We start from the raw sequence: 15374 nt of genomic DNA, 5'->3' as shown, positions 1-15374 counted from the left end.
ACCCACCTCAGGGCGATTCATTTACAGGTCAAGACGATGAATGACCTGGCGTGCGTCGTCAGGATCATTGTGGGTCTCGAAGCCCAGGCTTTTGGCCAGATCGCGCATCGCCGAGTTACTGGCGGCATCGACCGAGTACATCTGGCGGAATCCGTTGTGGCGGGCTGCCTTGATCAAGTGTTCCATCAGCAACGTGCCCAAGCCCAGGTGCTGCCATTCATCGGCGACCGTCACCGCGCACTCGCATTGATGGGCGCCTGTGCCGGCGTAGCGGCTGATGCCGATTTCGATCAACTTGCCGTTCTCGTGAACCAGTGCAATGAAGGCGGTGCGCTGTTTGTTATCGGTGTCCATCAACTGGTCGAGCAGAGCGGTGCCGGGTTCGATGATCTGGGCGAGAAAACGCATGTGCCTGGATTCGGGGGACAGGCGCTTGATGAAGTCGTATTCGCGCAGGCGATCCTTTTCCGTGAGCGGCCGGATCAGTACATGGCGGCCGTCCTTGAGCGCCTCAATCCAGTATTGTCCGGCGACCGCCGCATAAGCGGCCACGGCCTGATCGTTGTGGTCTTTGACGGTGAGCATGGTCATTCTCCATCCGGTTCGAAAGGCTGGCGGACGTTGAAAAAGCGTCCGCTTGCCTTCCTTCTACGCGGTTGCCCACGGCGACATCTGATCTACATCAGACGCCTCTTTCATTGACCCGGGCTTGATGTAAATCAACGCCGGGCAAGGGCGAGCGGGCGCAGTCTTGAAGTCTGCCGGCCCACCGCGCCGGTGCCGAGCGGAGGTTTGTGATGGGCCAATATGAACGTCTGTTGCTGGTCGCTGACCAGACGCTGCATCAATCAGCGGCGATGCTGCGTGCCATCGCGCTGGCCAAGGCGAGCGGGGCGGCGCTGGATGTGCGGGCCTTTGTTTCGCCGGTGCCGATCACCCATCTGTGGGAGGAAAAAATCGATGACGTGGATGCTCAGCGCTATCAGCGGCGCTACCGTCGCTGGGTGGCCGATGAGCTCGAGCAGCTCAGCAACCAGGGGCTGGACGGCACCGTTGACGTGGTCTTCTCCAGCCATCCGCTGCTGGACATCCTGAAGACCGTCCATGTGCTCAAGCCCGACCTGTTGATCAAGGACGTGCGACTGGAACCGGCGCTCAAGCGCGTGTTCATCACGCCGCTCGATTGCCACCTGCTGCGTGAGTGTCCGATTCCGGTGCATCTGGTCAATCAGATTCGCTATGCGTTGCCGCATCGTGTCGTGGCAGCCGTGGACCCGTTCGATCCGGATACCCAAATCAGTGGCTTGAACGACGTGATCATACGGTCGGCGAACGCTTTGGCCTTGCAATGCGACGTGCCGTTGCACCTGCTCTGCGCCTACGATTTGTCCGCTGCCTTCAACGGCGAAGCGCCAGTGGTCAACGGTGGCTGGAACGAAGATTTGGCGAACGAACTGCGTCAGACACTGCATCAGGCTTTTGTCGCCCTTGCCGATCGCCACGGTGTGCCCCCTGAGCGTCGACACTTCGTCATGGGCCATCCAGTGCAGGTCATCAATGAGTTCGTCGAGCAGTACCTGGCCGACGTGGTGGTGATGGGCACGGTTCATCGCGTGGGCATCGAACGCATGATCGGCAGCACCACCGAGCGCGCCTTGTATTCGCTGCCGGGGAGCATTCTGGCGGTGAGGAAAGAGCCTGTGCGGTGAGCATGATCGCAGCGTAGCGAGCCGGCCTGTTCGCTGGCTCGCTAGGGTATTGCATAGATCCTGAAGAGCTTTTTGGCGGCACTGTTGGCGCCGCCCAGATGTTTGTCGAATGCCTGTTCAATTTCGCCGGATCGGTACATATCACTCAGCGCAGTGTCGACCAGCAGACGAAAGTCCTCATCCTCTCGATCCACTGCCATCGCCGTCGGTGCGTACTCGAAAATCCGCTCCAGCAGCACCAGGTTGCCCGATGGATAATTTCTGGTCAGCAGATGCTTGAGCATCATGCGTTCAGCGAAAAACGCACCGGCTTTGCCATTGGCAACCAGATTCAGACCGGCTTCTGCGTTCTCTACGGTGACCAGCGTGGCTACTACACCCAGCAATCGCATCTGCTGTTGTATCCACGTCTCGGTGACACCACCAGCAATGGCGGCATAGGTCTGATTGGCCAGACCACGGTTCACCGTGGCTCGCCACGTTGGCCCTGTATGGGCCACTTTGCCATTCAGCACATTGAGCAAGGTTTCGGACGCATCCTGGCGCACCACAGCCGAGAGGCCAGCGGTGTAAATCGGCACCGAGTAACTGACGATCCTGCGCCGCGCCAGCGTGGGTGGGGTCGGAGTACAAAGAATGTCGATCCTGCCGGAACTGACAGCGCTCATCTCGTCGTTGAGCGAGACCGCTTGGTACTGGATTTTCAGCGCCGGCAGATTCAGATCGATCCTTACCCTCTCGGCTATTTTCAGACAGAGATCGATGGCATAGCCGCTGGCTTTATCGGCGGCCTGATCACTGAACGGCATGAAGTCAGGCACATAGCCAAGGGTGATCGCTTGACTGGCACGGATGCGCTCCAGCGTGTTTCCATGGGTCGCTACCGGTAGCAGGGCAAGGACGCAGGCGAGCAGCAGGTGGTGGGCTCTGATCAGTTTCACGTTCATGCGCGCGGTTCCTCGAATTCAGATTTCTGTGCTGTACCGAAGACTTCGATCAAGGGTTATCAGGCCGGGGGCCGACAGGCGCAGGGGCATCGACAAAACGTTTGGCAAGGAAACCGTAAAGCAGGTAGCCGAACACCAGGACCAGGATGCCGCCGAACACCGCGTCCTTGCCGCAGGCATACAGCGCATACAAGGAATAGGCCACGGCAACCACTAACAGCAGGGTATTGCGCGTGTATACGGCTGCGCTGACTCTGGCTTTGTACATCATGACCAGCAGCCCGGTGGCTGCCGTCACATAGGGAATCAGGTTGGTCACCGCCGCGAGGCTGACGAGTTTTCCAAACTGCGCGCTCGCGTTCGGCGAAACGGTCGACAGCGCCATAAAGGTCTGCAGGACGCCGCAGACCAGCATCCCGACGATGGGGGCGTTGCGTGCGCTGACCTTGCTGAACAGTTTTGGAAACATGCCCTGATCAGCGGTCACTTTGGCCGTTTGCGCCAAGGTGAACTGCCAGCCCAGCAGCGAGCCGACACAGGCCATCACCGCGAGCGCCATGATGATGTTGCCGACCAGGGGATTGAACATGTGCGCATAAACGAGCGCGAAAGGCGCAGATGAGTTGGCCAGTTCGGCGTTGGGAATAATGCCCTGAATGACCGTCGTCGATAGCACATAGACCACCGCTGCCCCCAGTGTCCCGAACAGACAGGCCAGCGGTACGGTGCGCTTGGGGTTTTCCACCGCATCTGAGGCCTGGGCTGCCGACTCCATGCCGAGAAACGCCCAGAGCGTGAGGGGAATCGCTTTGCTGATCGCCTCGGATATCGGCAGTTGGTTCGGGTTCCAGGCGGCGATGATCAGCTCGGGTTTGAACCAGAACCAACCGATGATGCTCAAGCCCGCTACAGGAATGATCACCCCCCACACCGTAACCGCGCCTATCCTGCCGGTGATGCCTGGGCCGCCGAAATTCGCCACGGTGGTCAGCCAGAGCAGGCCGACCGTTCCAACGAATAAAGGAATGGCGCCGCTTCCCAGCCAGGGCATGAACGACGTCATGTAGCCCACTGCCGAAATGGCCACCGCCACGTTGGCGATGGCCAGCGACAGGAAGTACAGGTAAGAGCACAGAAAAAAGCCTGACTTTGCATGCGCCTCTTCGGTGTAGGCGGATAGCCCGCCTGAGCGCAGGCAGAAGATCCCGCATTGGGAAAAGCAGTACGCGATAGCCATCGAGCCGACAGCGGTGACGATCCATGACAGCAATGAAACAGCCCCGAGTTGGGCCATGCTCGTCGGCAACATGATGATGCCTGAGCCCATCATGTTCACCGTCACCAGTGTGGTGAGCCCCATGAGGCTCATTTTCTTGCTTGAGTCGGCCATCGGAGTTCCCTCGATTTGCGCAACGCGTCACCGCTCAGCCATCGAACGCACTGGGAGACAGGCTCAGACCGCCGACGAAAATGGCGACGGGCTATCTGAGCAACTGCCGGAAAAGGCTCATGCGCCTGCCCATTCCTTGCGCTGTGAGGGGTGTTCGGGCAGACGCTTGATCACGTCCCGTCACAACCCTAGTCGCGGCAGACGGTGGCATTTCTGACAATTATCAATTAATCCGATTTGCCAGCCGTGACACCCATGGATTGGCACTCAAGCCATGGAGCAGCACGCTGAGTAAAACGGTACAGGCCGCCACGGCTACCAACGTCCGACCGGTTTGCAGAGGGTAGTCCAAAATCATTATGGCGAAGACGATGCTGGCCAAACCTCGCGGGCCGAACCAGCCGATGAACAGGCGGGTTTCGAAATCGAAGCCGGTTCCCGCCAGGCTGACAAGTACCGGCACGATGCGAATCACGGTCAGACTGAGCAACGCATACAGCCAGACATCGACCGTGAAACTGCTCCAGACCGAAGGGATCACCAGCGCGCCGAACACGACCCAGGTGATGATCGACAGCAGGCTGGCGAACTCTTCACTGGCCTTGAGCAGGTCATGTTTTTGTTCAGCGAACAGATAGCTGGCGAGCAGCCCGCCGACGAACGCGGCGATAAACCCGCTACCACCCAGTGTTTGGGCGGTGGCAAAGCAAAGCACCGCCAACCCGGGCAGCGTCAGCTGCGACCACATCGGTGTCTGCCAGTGATGTTTTCCAGAGTAGCGCTGCATCAGCCAGGCCATGAAAGTCAGGGTGCCGCCGATGAGCGCGCCGATACCAAGCTCCTCGAAAAAAAGCTCTATCGCCAGCGAGAGGGGGGACTGCGTGTGCTCTTCGATCAACAAGGCCAGGAACATCAACAACACCGGAACACAAATGCCGTCGTTGAGCCCGCTTTCCACGTTCAATCCCTCGCGCACGGGCGCTGCAACCTTGGGATTGGTCACGACAGCCTTGCCCAGCGCTGCGTCTGTGGGGGCCAGAAGGATTGCCAGTAATGCCAACTCGATCAAGGGCGCCTGCGGGAACAGCCAGATGCCCAGCAGCCAGCCACTCAGCATGGTCAGCGGCAGACCGATCAACAGCAAGCGCAGCGGTAATCCTTCGTGCGCCTTGAGAACTTTGAGATCGGCATTGGCGGCATCGCTGAACAGGACGATCGCCAATGTCAGTTCTGCAAGAATCCTGAGCCCATGACTATCGATCCGTGGTTGCAGAATGCCCAGAAACGCCGGGCCGAGAATCAGACCCGCCAGCATGAACATCAGTGGTCCATTGAGCAGACGTGACTCGAATCGCCCGGCAAATATGCTGTAGGTCAGAAGGAAAGCGGCAAGCAGGGCGAGGTTCTGATACATGACCGCTTGCCTGTTCTGATGGATGCCACAGCAATGGCATTACGGGCCTTCTCAGGCGAGCTTGGACGGGCTCAATGACTCTGGCGGTTGCAGCCCGACACCATCTGCTTGAGGCCGTCCATGTTGCGGATTTTCACGTCACGCGCGGTGATTTCCACCAAGCCCTGATCGCGCAAGTGGGCAATGCCGCGGCAAATGGTTTCCAGACGCAGCCCAAGGTAGGAGCCGATTTCTTCGCGGCGCATTTTCAGCACGAACTCTTTCGAGGAATAGCCACGGGAGCTGAGGCGTTGTGAGAGGTTGAGCAGGAAAGCCGCCAGGCGCTCATCGGAGTTCATGTTGCCCATGAGCATCAACATGCTGTGATCGCGCACAATTTCCCGGCTCAGCAGTTTATTGAGGTTGTGCTGCAGGGATGGCAGGCTTTGCGCGAGTTTTTCCAGCTGTGCGAAGTGGATCGGACAGACTTCGCTGTCTTCCAGCGCATACGCAGTACACGCGTGTTGATCGATGCTGATGGCGTCCAGCCCGAGCATTTCGCCGGGAATATGAAAACCGGTCACTTGCTCGCGCCCATCGACGGAGACCACGCTGGTCTTGAACGAACCTATTCGCACAGCGTACAGCGAGCGCAGCGGGTCCCCGGTGCGGTAGAGAGCGGCACCTTTCTTCACTTTGTATCGCTGCACAATCAGCGTGTCGAGCCGCTCGACCTCCGCGCCCGTCAGACCGAGCGGCAGGCACAACTCAACCACGCTGCAGTTGGAACAGGCAGTTTTGAGAATCGGCGGGGGCGAGTGGGCTTCAAGCATGGATAAGCAGCCTCCAATGAGTGTGATAAGCATAGAAGTCTTCGCAGCGCACGTGCCTTTCGTTTGGTTTGTCAGCGTGATTACGGACGAACGGCGAGGAGGGGAATCACAAAGGCAACGGCCTCTGCGCCGCTCTTGTGTCGCAGGGTTGATGGGGAGACTTGATGCATATCAAGCGTGGCGGTTGGCAGAGTTGCAGAATCGTCCGATGGCGCTGACTGGAAACACTCGTGATGTTCAGGCTCAAACGCATTCTGTTGATCGCACCTGCCGAAATGACCCGCACCCCGGCGTTTGATCGCGCCCAGGCGCTGGCTCGGGCCACTGGCGCGTTGCTGCACATCGTGGCGTTCGATCATGTCCAGTCCCTGGCGTTGGTCGGTCTGTTCGACCACGACGCCATGGCGCAAGCGCGTGAAGGCTATTTGCAGATGCATCGCCAGTGGCTGGAGCAGCAGGCCCGGTTTCAACGTGGCGCCGGCGTGCAAGTCAGCACCGAAGTGGTCTGGGCCAGGGCCACCCCGGCGCATGTGCTTGAGTACATCAATGACTTTCATGTCGATCTGGTGATCAAGGATGCTCACCATGTTTCGGCACTCAATCAATCGTTTCATCCGCCATTGGACTGGCTATTGGTACGAGATTGTCCCGCCTGCGTGCATCTGGTCACCGAGGCCGCACATCCGAAACCCTTGAAGATACTGGCGGCCGTTGACCTGTCGCATCTCGAGGATCTGACCCAAGGCCTCAACGACCGGTTACTTGACGTTGCATCGACATTGGCAGCGAAATGCGATGCCTCGCTGCACTTGTTGAATGTGAGCAACTGGTCGGTGGTGGGTGATGCGGCGATGAGTGTGCCGAACTTGAGTCTGGATCACAGTTTGCGCGATGCGATCAACGACACTCAGCAGGAAGCCTTCGATACGCTGGCCGAGCGCTATGGTCTCGATGAAGAACATAGCCACCTGCTCTCAGGTGTCCCGTTCCGGGTGATCGAAGACTTCGCCCGGCAGCACGCGTTCGATCTGCTGGTGCTCGGCATCTGTCACCATCAAGCGCTCGACGGCTTTATCGGCGGCACGGCCGAATGCCTGATGAACCGGGCTCCTTGCAGTTTGTTGATGGTCAAGGCAATGCCTGCCACAGCCTGACCGGTCATCGCAGCAGTTGATGGTAATCGGTTGGGGGTAATCCATCAGTGACTGCGCCCGCCGTGTGCGTAATGCCATTGTTGCCAGGCGTGCCGATATTTCTCATCGGCGCGTTTCCTCGCTTCAGTGAACTTGTGCATGGTGTCTGGAGAAAACGGCTCTTCAAGGACGGCATAGGCCCGTTCGCTGAGCCGATCGGCTTCGTGAAACAGTGCGCCACTGTCATCGATCGCGTCGGGGACATTGGCGGTTGTCATGGCTGGATCATTGATGACCATACCGTGAACCTCGCAAAGCAAGAATGAGGGTGGGTTGCGGACCTGTCACCCTGTGGCCGCATCTGTAACTTTCACGCCTTCGAGCAGCTTGTGACTGTCCCTGATCCGAGATGCGGGCGCAGCCGAGTCATGACTCTATTTCGATCCAGTTTGTCGTCGCAGCGATTGATCCAGATCAATGTCGCTCGCCGGTTTCATCGCCGCTTTGTCGGTTTTCCAGGCGCTTGCGCAAGGGTGGTGGACAAGCCTCGATATTCAGGTTTTTCGCTGTACCAGGTCCCCTGCAGCGTACTGGCGGTCTAGCGCCAACGCTGGTGCACCTTACAAAGTCAGCGTTCCGGCCCACAACATCCGGCCAGCGTAAATCGCGGCGGCCCAGATGATGATCAACACACCCGTTTCCGGACCGCTGAGCGGCTGACCCTGACGCGTTTTCAGCGTGCCCAGGTAAATCAACGAGCCAGGCGCGTAGAGCAGAGCGCTGAGCAGCAGGTATTTGGGGCCGGCGGCATACAGCTGAATCAATCGGATGATTATTCCCCTGCCGGAATCGATAACGTCGCCCTCAAACCTCCCTCTGCGCGGTTCGCCAGTTCAATCCGTCCGTTCAGTCGCATCGCGATGGTGTTGACAATGGTCAACCCCAACCCGGCGCCATGCTCCGTGCCACGGCTGTAGAAACGCTCGAACAATCGCTCTCTGTCCGATTCATCGATTCCCGGCCCTTGATCGTCGACCGTCAAATGACAGAAGCCATCGGACTTGCTCAGGTGCACGGTGATCGCACCGTGTTCGGGGGAGAAATTCGCCGCGTTGGTGATCAGGTTATTCAGCGCGATATCGATGGCGGCGGGGTCGGCGAGGACATGAAACGGTTGGTCGCTGACCTCGAAGATCAACTCAAGGTGTTTGCTCAGCAACCACGGTGTCAATTGCACCAGGCTGTTGCGTACGGTTTCGCTGAGATCAATGCGTTGCAGTGGCGGCGGGTTGGGTTTGGGTTCAAGACGTGCCATGGTCAGCAGTTGGTTGACCAGCCGGCTGGTGCGGTCGACTCCGGAGATCAGAAATTCCAGCGACTCACGGCGCTCCTCTTCGGTACCGGCCTCCTGCAGATTTTGTGCATGCACCCGCAGCACCGCCAGCGGCGTGCGCATTTCGTGCGCGGCATCGGCGATAAAGCGACGCTCGCGGCCGAGCACTTCCTGAATCTGCGCGAGCATGCGGTTGAGCGCTGCCTGCATGGGCTCCAGCTCACTGGGCAGGGGCGTCAGTTGCAGCGGCTCAAGTGAACCACTGTGACGGGCGCGCAGAGTCGCCGCCATGTCTGCCAGGGGCTTGAGCCCCCAGCCTATGGCCAGCCAGATCATCGCGGCGAGGATCAGGCTGCCGAGCATGTTCGGCCACAGCGTGTGGCGTACGATGCGGTCGACCAGGTCGGTGCGCACATCGTCGCGCTCGCCGACCCAGATGCGCAGGCCGTTCTGCTTGTCTTCCAGCATGAACGCTCGCCATTGCCGACCTTTCAGATCGACAACGTCGCTGAAGCCCGTTCTCGTCGGCGGCGCAGTGAAGGAGGGCGCACTGGCGGTGTGTACCAGCACCTCGCCTTGCGGGTTCCACACCTGGAAGGCGATTTTGCTTTCGTAAGGATGTCCGTCAACCCGGGGCTTGGCTTCCCCGAGAGCCTGATTGAACGCCTGATACAACTGCGCGTGCTCGGTACTCGCCATCGGCATACGCATTACGCCCTGCAACAGGCGTGCGTTCTGCGCCAATTGCGCGTCGTACACCTCGGCGATTTCGTGGTTGCTGTCATGCACGTTGAAGAGGCTGAGTACCGCCAGACCGGCCAGTAACAGGCCGATGATCAGGGTCAGCGTGCGCCGGCGGATCGAGGTCATCGACGCTCCTCCACCAGATAACCCACGCCGCGGATGGTGCGGATCAGGTCGGTGGAGAACTTCTTGCGCAGGTGATGAATGTGCACTTCCAGGGTGTTGCTTTCCGCTTCTTCATTCCAGCCGTAGAGCAACTGGATCAATTGATCGCGAGTCATCACCCGCCCCGGCGGCGACAGCAGTTCGTGCAGCAACTGATATTCCTTGGGGGTGAGCGCGACCGGTTGGCCTTGATAACTGACCTGCTGGGTGCCGGGGTTGAGGCTGATACCGGCGTGCTCGATCAGCGCCTGGGCGCGCCCGGCACTGCGGCGCAATAAAGCGCGCAGACGGGCTTTGAGTTCGGCGAGGTCGAACGGCTTGACCAGGTAATCGTCAGCACCAGCGTCGAGTCCGGCAATGCGGTCTTCGGTGGCATCGCGCGCGGTGAGAATCAACACCGGCAGGTTCGATCCGCTGTCACGCAGACGACGCAACACTTCGAGGCCATCCATGCGTGGCAGGCCGAGGTCCAGCACGGCGACGTCAAACGTTTCGCTGAGCAGTGCATGCAAGGCGCTGCTGCCGTCCTTGAGCCAGTCGACCGTGTAACCCTCGCGACCCAGCGCCTGGTAAATGCCTTCACCCAGCGCTACGTCGTCCTCGATCAGTAATAAACGCACGCGCACTCCTTTCAGTCGAGTTTCTTGTTCACGTCCACCAGCAAGGCGTCGATCTCTTTACGACGCCCGGCATCGGCGCTTTCGCGGCCCGCACGGGGTGCGGCTTGTCTGGCCTTGATCAGCGCTGCCTTGGCTTCAGCGTAGCGCTTCTGACGGTAGAGATGGTCGCCCCAGAAGTACAGACTGTCGATGCCATCGGGGTTGAGCTGCAGGGCTTGTTTGAGCAATTGCTCGGCCTTGTCGCTGTCGCCGAAGCCGATCGGCCAGCCCGGTACCCGATCGTACAGTGCAGCGAGGCTGGTATAGGCCGAGCCTTGCAAGGCTTTAGGGTCAAGAGTCAGGGATTTTTCCAGGTCCGCCTTGGCGTCCTTGGCTTTGCCCAAGGCACCGAGCCCGCCCTCGGCACCGGCCCAACTGCTGGTGACGATGCCTTTCCAGATCCAGGCTTCGGCCACATTCGGACGTTGCGTGGTGAACGCGTTGGCTTCGCTGGCCAATTGCTCGAACGCCGCGGCGCGCTGTTTTTCCGCGACCTCGTATTGAATGTGCGCCCAGTTCTGCTGGATGCCGGTGAGACGTTGCTGATCAGCCGGCTCAAGCGCCCAGACACTTTGACTGAGGGCGGCAAACAGCAGGCATGTGGAGAGTTTTTTCATGGCGTTGGAGCCTCGTTATCAGGTTTTTCACTGAGACGGCGGATCAGTGGCAACTGCTTGCGCAGACCGCGATCCACCAGATGCGGCAGTAAGCTGTTCAAACGGACGAAAAACCGCTCCGGCCAGCCTAGGTACAGGTCACGACGGTCGCCGGCAATCGCATGCATCACTGCCGACGCCACGGTTTGCGGATCGTCAACGCTGGCCTTGAGGGCATCGTTCAAGGCTTGCGCAGCGGCGCTGTTCATCGAGGTACGAGTTGCCCGGGGCGCTACATACAACACGCTGACCCGCGTGTCGGCCAGCTCGCGGCGCAACGCCTCGGAGAACCCGCGCAGGGCGAATTTGCTCGCGCAATAACTGGCGTAACCGGGGTAGCCGATCGAGCCATAGGTCGAGCCGACGTTGACCACCATCGCGCTGTCAGCCTGCTTGAGCTGCGGCAAGAGCATTTTGGTCAGGCAGATTGGCGCGCTGATGTTCACCGCCAGCATCGCGTTGATGTCACTGTCATCGAGCTGTTCGAGCATGGCGAAGTGATTGACCCCGGCGGCGTTGATCAGCAGATTGATGCCGCCGATGCCGTCGGCGGCGGCCAACACTTTGCGCCGATCGCTGATGAAGGTCAGATCGGCGGCGACCCAGCACAGGTTCTGCGGATACCGCTCAAGCAGCGGCAACAGCGCCTCCTGATGCCGCGCCACGGCCAATACCCTGGCACCGGCGGCGCACAAGGCACTGGCGATGGCCAGGCCGATGCCGCCACTGGCACCTGTCAGCACCACGCGGGCTTCATGCAGCTGCATGTTGAGCCTCAGCGTCGCGCGGCAGATCACGGAACATGTCGGTGTAGAGGCGATAGACGACTTTCGAGGCATGAATGACCGCCGCTTGATCGTCAGGGTCTTCCAGCTGATTCATCAACCGCCGATAGGTCTGCATGTGCTCGATGTCGAGCGCGCCGTGGGAGCTCAGATAGCTGAATGCCGTTTCCGGCAGCGTCAGGCGATCGCGAATGCTCCCCGCCGCGTGGGTGGCCAGGGCAATGCTGGTGCCTTCGAGCACGTTTACCATGCCGAACAGACCCACCGGATTGCCCCGGGCGATCAGGTCGTAGAGAAAACTGACCATCAGCTCGATTGACAATGACGGCTGACCATCGCGCACGGCGTCGCGATCACCACCACAGGCGGCAATGTCGTTGAGTACCCACTGCTCGTGGCCGTATTCATCTTCAATGTATTCGCACACCGCTTTGCGCAGCCATTCCAGGCGCGTCGGCAGGCGTGCACCGCAAGCCATCATCAGCGGCACGGTGTGGCGCACGTGGTAGTAAGCCTGGGCAAGAAAGGCCCGATAGCTGTCGAGGCTGACCTTGCCTTGCAACGCATCGACGATGATCGGCAGGTTGAACAGCTCGTGGCGCTCGCGTTGCGTGGCTTCTTGCAGGGTGTCGAAAAAACTCATTATGCGGATTCCTCGGAAGTGGCGGATTCGGTCAGTTGCGTGCGGTACTGCGCGATGATGGCGTCGCGGCGCGGCCGGCCATTGGCGGTGAGCAGGCCGTTGGCGGCGGTGAAGGGCTGCGCCAGGCGCGTCCACTGATGCACCTGGGCGTAATCGGGCAACGCCTCGTTCGCTTCGGCGACGGCGGCGGCCATCTCGGCATCGGTGCAGTCCGGACGATGCGGCCAGAGCAGGGCGTGGTTGTGCGGCATCGCCTCGCCATAGACGAACGCTTGAGCGATGTGGCGGCGCTGGGTCAGTTCCGACTCGACCCATTCCGGGTTGACGTTTCGCCCGTAGCTGGTGACGAATTGGTGTTTTTTGCGGCCCTTGAGATAGAGAAAACCTTCCGGATCGAACTCGCCCAGATCGCCACTCGGCCACCATTGATCGGTATACGCCGGCTCCCCCAGATAACCGAGCAACACCGAACCCTTGATCAGCACTTCACCGTCCTCGGCCAACCGCACCTCGATGTGAGGCAGAGGGCGCCCGACGCTGCCCGGACGGCGCGCGCCGGGGCGATTGAGGCATACGACCGAGGCGCATTCGGACAAGCCGTATCCCTCGTAAACCGATAACCCGACCCGTTGCGCGCGGTGCAGCAGATCCGCTGACACCCGCGCGCCACCGACCGCGGCGAAGAGCAAAGTTTGCGGATCGAAAGCCTTCTGTTCAGCGGCGCTGACCAGAACTTGCAGAAGCTGTGGTACGAGTATCAGGCTCTCCGGCGCACGCTTGGCCAGATAACCGAGCAGGCGCGCAACATCGATGCCGCTGGCGCCTTGAATGCCGAGGGTTGTCTGGCTTGGCAGGCTCAACACCGCACCGGCGTACAGCGCGGCATAACAGCCCAGGTTCTCCAGCAGGATCGCCAAAGGCAACAGCGCCAGATGGTGCTCCGGCCCAGTAGCTGCGCTTGCCTGATCAAGCTCCCGGGCAACGCGCAGGAAGCTGTCGGCGCTCAGGCACACCCCTTTCGGCGTGCCGGTGGTCCCGGAGGTAAACGTGAGTTTCGCGGTGCCCGCCGGCATGCGACTCGGGCCATTGAACGAGCGACACCAGAATTCGCCTCGTAATTCATAGCCCGCCGCCAGCAGCTCGGCTTGCAGTACCGGCTCGGCGATCACCCGTTCGGCCTGGCTCTGTTCCAGACAATGGGCGCGCTGCGCGGCACTGAAAAACGGCGGCAGCGTTACGCAGGTCAAGCCTTCGAACAACACAGCCAGATCCCAAAGCATCGCGTCGACGCCGTTGTCCAGCGCCAGCGCAATCACCTGCACCTGCTCATCGCGCAGGCGCTCCTGGCGATACAACACCTCGGCATACAGCGTGGCGTAATCTATTCTCAGCGTGTCGCCCCACAGGGCTGAGGCGTTGTCATTGCGCCGGGCATGGTCGCGCAGGGTTTCCTGGAAGCGCTGCAATTCAAGCGACATGGCAGGCTCCTTCAACGGAAGTCGGCAAACCCAGGCGAGTGAACAGGCCAATATTGCGCAGATGAACAAATCCCGCGCGAATGTTGCCGACGTGCACCCAGGGTTTGCTTTCGTAATAACTGCCCCAGTGTTGACGCTCGTCACCCAGTCGCTGTGGATCAGCGGCGCACAATGTCACAGGCTTCAGGCCCAGGCGATGGAAGCTGTTGACCAGCCCGATGTTGCCGGTAAAGGTCACCCATTCCAGGCCGCCCATGGCCAGCAGATAGGTGATGGCGATGATGCTCAGGCGCGCACTGCCGGTATCGCTGGCGGCGAGGTTGCCGACTTCGACGATGACCGTGCGATCCACTGCACGACCGGCGGCGGCACTGATCAACGACTGGATCGGTTCATCCAGATAGCGCTCGAGAAACAGTGCCTCCAGATGCGCTCGACGGACCCCGGCCACCGCGCACAACTGGCCATCGCTGTTGTGCATGCCGAACAGCTCGGGCATGAAATGGCGGATTTCGGCACCGTGAGCCGTGCGGAAACGCTGCTGGATAAAGGCTTCGAAGGGCGCGCGCAGCTCGTCCTCCGGCAACGCGTTTCTCAGCGTCATCGGCATCGATTCGGCCTGGCCGAAGTGCAAGGGCAGCGGGATGTTCCAGTCGAATTCGGGCATGGGCAGAGCGCCTCCCTCAATGGGTTTGAGCGCAGTATCCAAGCCATTTCTTAACGAAGTCTGAAGATGAAAAACCGTTAACCGCAGCGCCGATCTTCAGACTGTCTTAAGGCTGGGCGAGCACGGTAGGCCAGCGAAAAGTTCGTCGTTCCACAACAATCACGAGGCGTTTCCTATGATCCGCGACACCGCTGTAACCCGTTATGGAAAACTCTCAATCATCCTGCACTGGCTGATGCTGGCGTTGTTCGTCGGGGTGTATGCGTGCGTCGAAATCAAGGGCTACCTGCCCAAGGGCAGTGAGGGACGCGGCGTGCTGATGGGCCTGCATGGCCTGTTTGGCGCCAGCATTTTCGCATTAGTGTGGATTCGCCTGATCGGCCGCCTGACTCCGCGTCCGCCGATTATCCCCAAGCCGCCGGCGTGGCAGACCGCAATCGCGCACCTGACACACCTGGCGCTGTATGGATTGATGATTGCCACACCGCTCCTCGCGTGGCTGATGCTCGCGGCGGGCGATAAGCCGTTTCCGTACTTCGGCTTCCATGTGCCGGCGCCGGTGGCTATTGATCCGGACCTGGCCAAACAACTCAAGTACTGGCACGAATGGATTGGCAGTGCCGGCTACTGGCTGATCGGCCTGCACGCGCTGGCGGGGCTGTTCCACCATTATTGGGTGAAGGACAACACGTTGCAGAGGATGTTGATTGAGCGTGCCCGCTCTTGAGGCAAGCATCTTGCGCTGTTCGTCGAAGGGAGTGTTCGCCGCAACTCAAGCGCATGGCTGCGGTGGAGCTGCAAATCCGGAACTGCCAGCCCTCGCCGATGCCGAAATAGCA

17 protein-coding genes are annotated in these 15374 nt (G+C 60.1%); 3 read left to right on the top strand and 14 right to left on the bottom strand.

What is annotated here, in order from left to right:
• Positions 1-21: 21 nt before the first annotated feature.
• On the bottom strand, positions 22-585 hold the full coding sequence (locus AAEZ10_RS15805; protein ID WP_122704567.1) for a GNAT family N-acetyltransferase: 564 nt from the start codon (positions 583-585) through the stop codon (positions 22-24).
• Between the two features lie 212 nt (positions 586-797).
• On the opposite strand from AAEZ10_RS15805, the gene AAEZ10_RS15800 reads away from it, so the two are divergent.
• On the top strand, positions 798-1709 hold the full coding sequence (locus tag AAEZ10_RS15800) for a universal stress protein (RefSeq protein ID WP_350569984.1): 912 nt from the start codon (positions 798-800) through the stop codon (positions 1707-1709).
• Between the two features lie 41 nt (positions 1710-1750).
• Here the strand turns inward: AAEZ10_RS15800 and AAEZ10_RS15795 are convergent, their stop codons facing one another.
• From AAEZ10_RS15795 to fnr, 4 genes are all read right to left on the bottom strand, one after another.
• Positions 1751-2656 carry an amino acid ABC transporter substrate-binding protein gene (locus tag AAEZ10_RS15795; RefSeq protein ID WP_350569982.1) on the bottom strand — a complete coding sequence of 302 codons (906 nt, stop codon included), beginning with the start codon at positions 2654-2656 and terminating at the stop codon, positions 1751-1753.
• A gap of 49 nt (positions 2657-2705) precedes the next feature.
• Positions 2706-4046 (bottom strand): putrescine-ornithine antiporter, encoded by a 1341-nt coding sequence (gene potE, locus AAEZ10_RS15790; RefSeq protein ID WP_350569980.1) that lies wholly within the window; start codon positions 4044-4046, stop codon positions 2706-2708.
• Between the two features lie 223 nt (positions 4047-4269).
• Positions 4270-5460 carry a cation:proton antiporter gene (locus tag AAEZ10_RS15785; protein ID WP_122746382.1) on the bottom strand — a complete coding sequence of 397 codons (1191 nt, stop codon included), beginning with the start codon at positions 5458-5460 and terminating at the stop codon, positions 4270-4272.
• Between the two features lie 71 nt (positions 5461-5531).
• A complete protein-coding gene (gene fnr / locus AAEZ10_RS15780; RefSeq protein WP_073474686.1) occupies positions 5532-6272 on the bottom strand; it encodes a fumarate/nitrate reduction transcriptional regulator Fnr in 741 nt (246 codons plus the stop codon).
• 233 nt (positions 6273-6505) lie between these two features.
• Here fnr and AAEZ10_RS15775 point away from each other — a divergent pair, with 233 nt between their 5' ends.
• Complete coding sequence (locus AAEZ10_RS15775) at positions 6506-7426, top strand: universal stress protein (RefSeq protein WP_350569977.1); 921 nt, start codon at positions 6506-6508, stop codon at positions 7424-7426.
• 44 nt (positions 7427-7470) lie between these two features.
• Here AAEZ10_RS15775 and AAEZ10_RS15770 read toward each other — a convergent pair whose 3' ends face one another.
• The 9 genes from AAEZ10_RS15770 to AAEZ10_RS15730 form a co-directional block, all read right to left on the bottom strand.
• The gene (locus AAEZ10_RS15770) at positions 7471-7683 is read right to left on the bottom strand and encodes a hypothetical protein (protein ID WP_225914367.1); all 213 of its coding nucleotides are present in this window, start codon (positions 7681-7683) and stop codon (positions 7471-7473) included.
• 342 nt (positions 7684-8025) lie between these two features.
• On the bottom strand, positions 8026-8229 hold the full coding sequence (locus tag AAEZ10_RS15765) for a hypothetical protein (protein WP_224787232.1): 204 nt from the start codon (positions 8227-8229) through the stop codon (positions 8026-8028).
• 8 nt (positions 8230-8237) lie between these two features.
• Positions 8238-9608: an ATP-binding protein gene (locus AAEZ10_RS15760; protein WP_350569974.1), complete on the bottom strand. Its 1371-nt coding sequence runs from the start codon at positions 9606-9608 to the stop codon at positions 8238-8240.
• Entirely contained in the window at positions 9605-10267 is a 663-nt protein-coding gene (locus tag AAEZ10_RS15755; RefSeq protein ID WP_016774538.1) for a response regulator, read from the bottom strand. The genes AAEZ10_RS15760 and AAEZ10_RS15755 overlap by 4 nt, the downstream gene beginning before the upstream one ends.
• 11 nt (positions 10268-10278) lie before the next feature.
• Positions 10279-10923 carry a tetratricopeptide repeat protein gene (locus AAEZ10_RS15750; protein ID WP_041478760.1) on the bottom strand — a complete coding sequence of 215 codons (645 nt, stop codon included), beginning with the start codon at positions 10921-10923 and terminating at the stop codon, positions 10279-10281.
• Positions 10920-11729, bottom strand: coding sequence for an SDR family oxidoreductase (locus tag AAEZ10_RS15745; protein WP_350569971.1), 810 nt, complete (start codon positions 11727-11729; stop codon positions 10920-10922). Before AAEZ10_RS15745 ends, AAEZ10_RS15750 begins: the two co-directional genes overlap by 4 nt.
• Positions 11716-12390, bottom strand: coding sequence for an iron-containing redox enzyme family protein (locus AAEZ10_RS15740; protein ID WP_073474673.1), 675 nt, complete (start codon positions 12388-12390; stop codon positions 11716-11718). The genes AAEZ10_RS15745 and AAEZ10_RS15740 overlap by 14 nt, the downstream gene beginning before the upstream one ends.
• A complete protein-coding gene (locus AAEZ10_RS15735; protein ID WP_350569969.1) occupies positions 12390-13868 on the bottom strand; it encodes an AMP-binding protein in 1479 nt (492 codons plus the stop codon). Before AAEZ10_RS15735 ends, AAEZ10_RS15740 begins: the two co-directional genes overlap by 1 nt.
• Positions 13858-14535 (bottom strand): thermostable hemolysin, encoded by a 678-nt coding sequence (locus tag AAEZ10_RS15730; protein WP_350569967.1) that lies wholly within the window; start codon positions 14533-14535, stop codon positions 13858-13860. The genes AAEZ10_RS15735 and AAEZ10_RS15730 overlap by 11 nt, the downstream gene beginning before the upstream one ends.
• A gap of 175 nt (positions 14536-14710) precedes the next feature.
• Between AAEZ10_RS15730 and AAEZ10_RS15725 the strand changes: the two genes are divergently transcribed.
• A complete protein-coding gene (locus tag AAEZ10_RS15725; RefSeq protein WP_073474667.1) occupies positions 14711-15262 on the top strand; it encodes a cytochrome b in 552 nt (183 codons plus the stop codon).
• Positions 15263-15374: the final 112 nt, after the last annotated feature.

The organism is Pseudomonas sp. H26/SER47-MNA-CIBAN-0231, from assembly GCF_040310465.1.
GTDB lineage: Bacteria > Pseudomonadota > Gammaproteobacteria > Pseudomonadales > Pseudomonadaceae > Aquipseudomonas > Aquipseudomonas atacamensis.
Note: the sequence above shows the minus strand (reverse complement) of the source record. Positions and strands in the feature narration are given on the sequence as shown.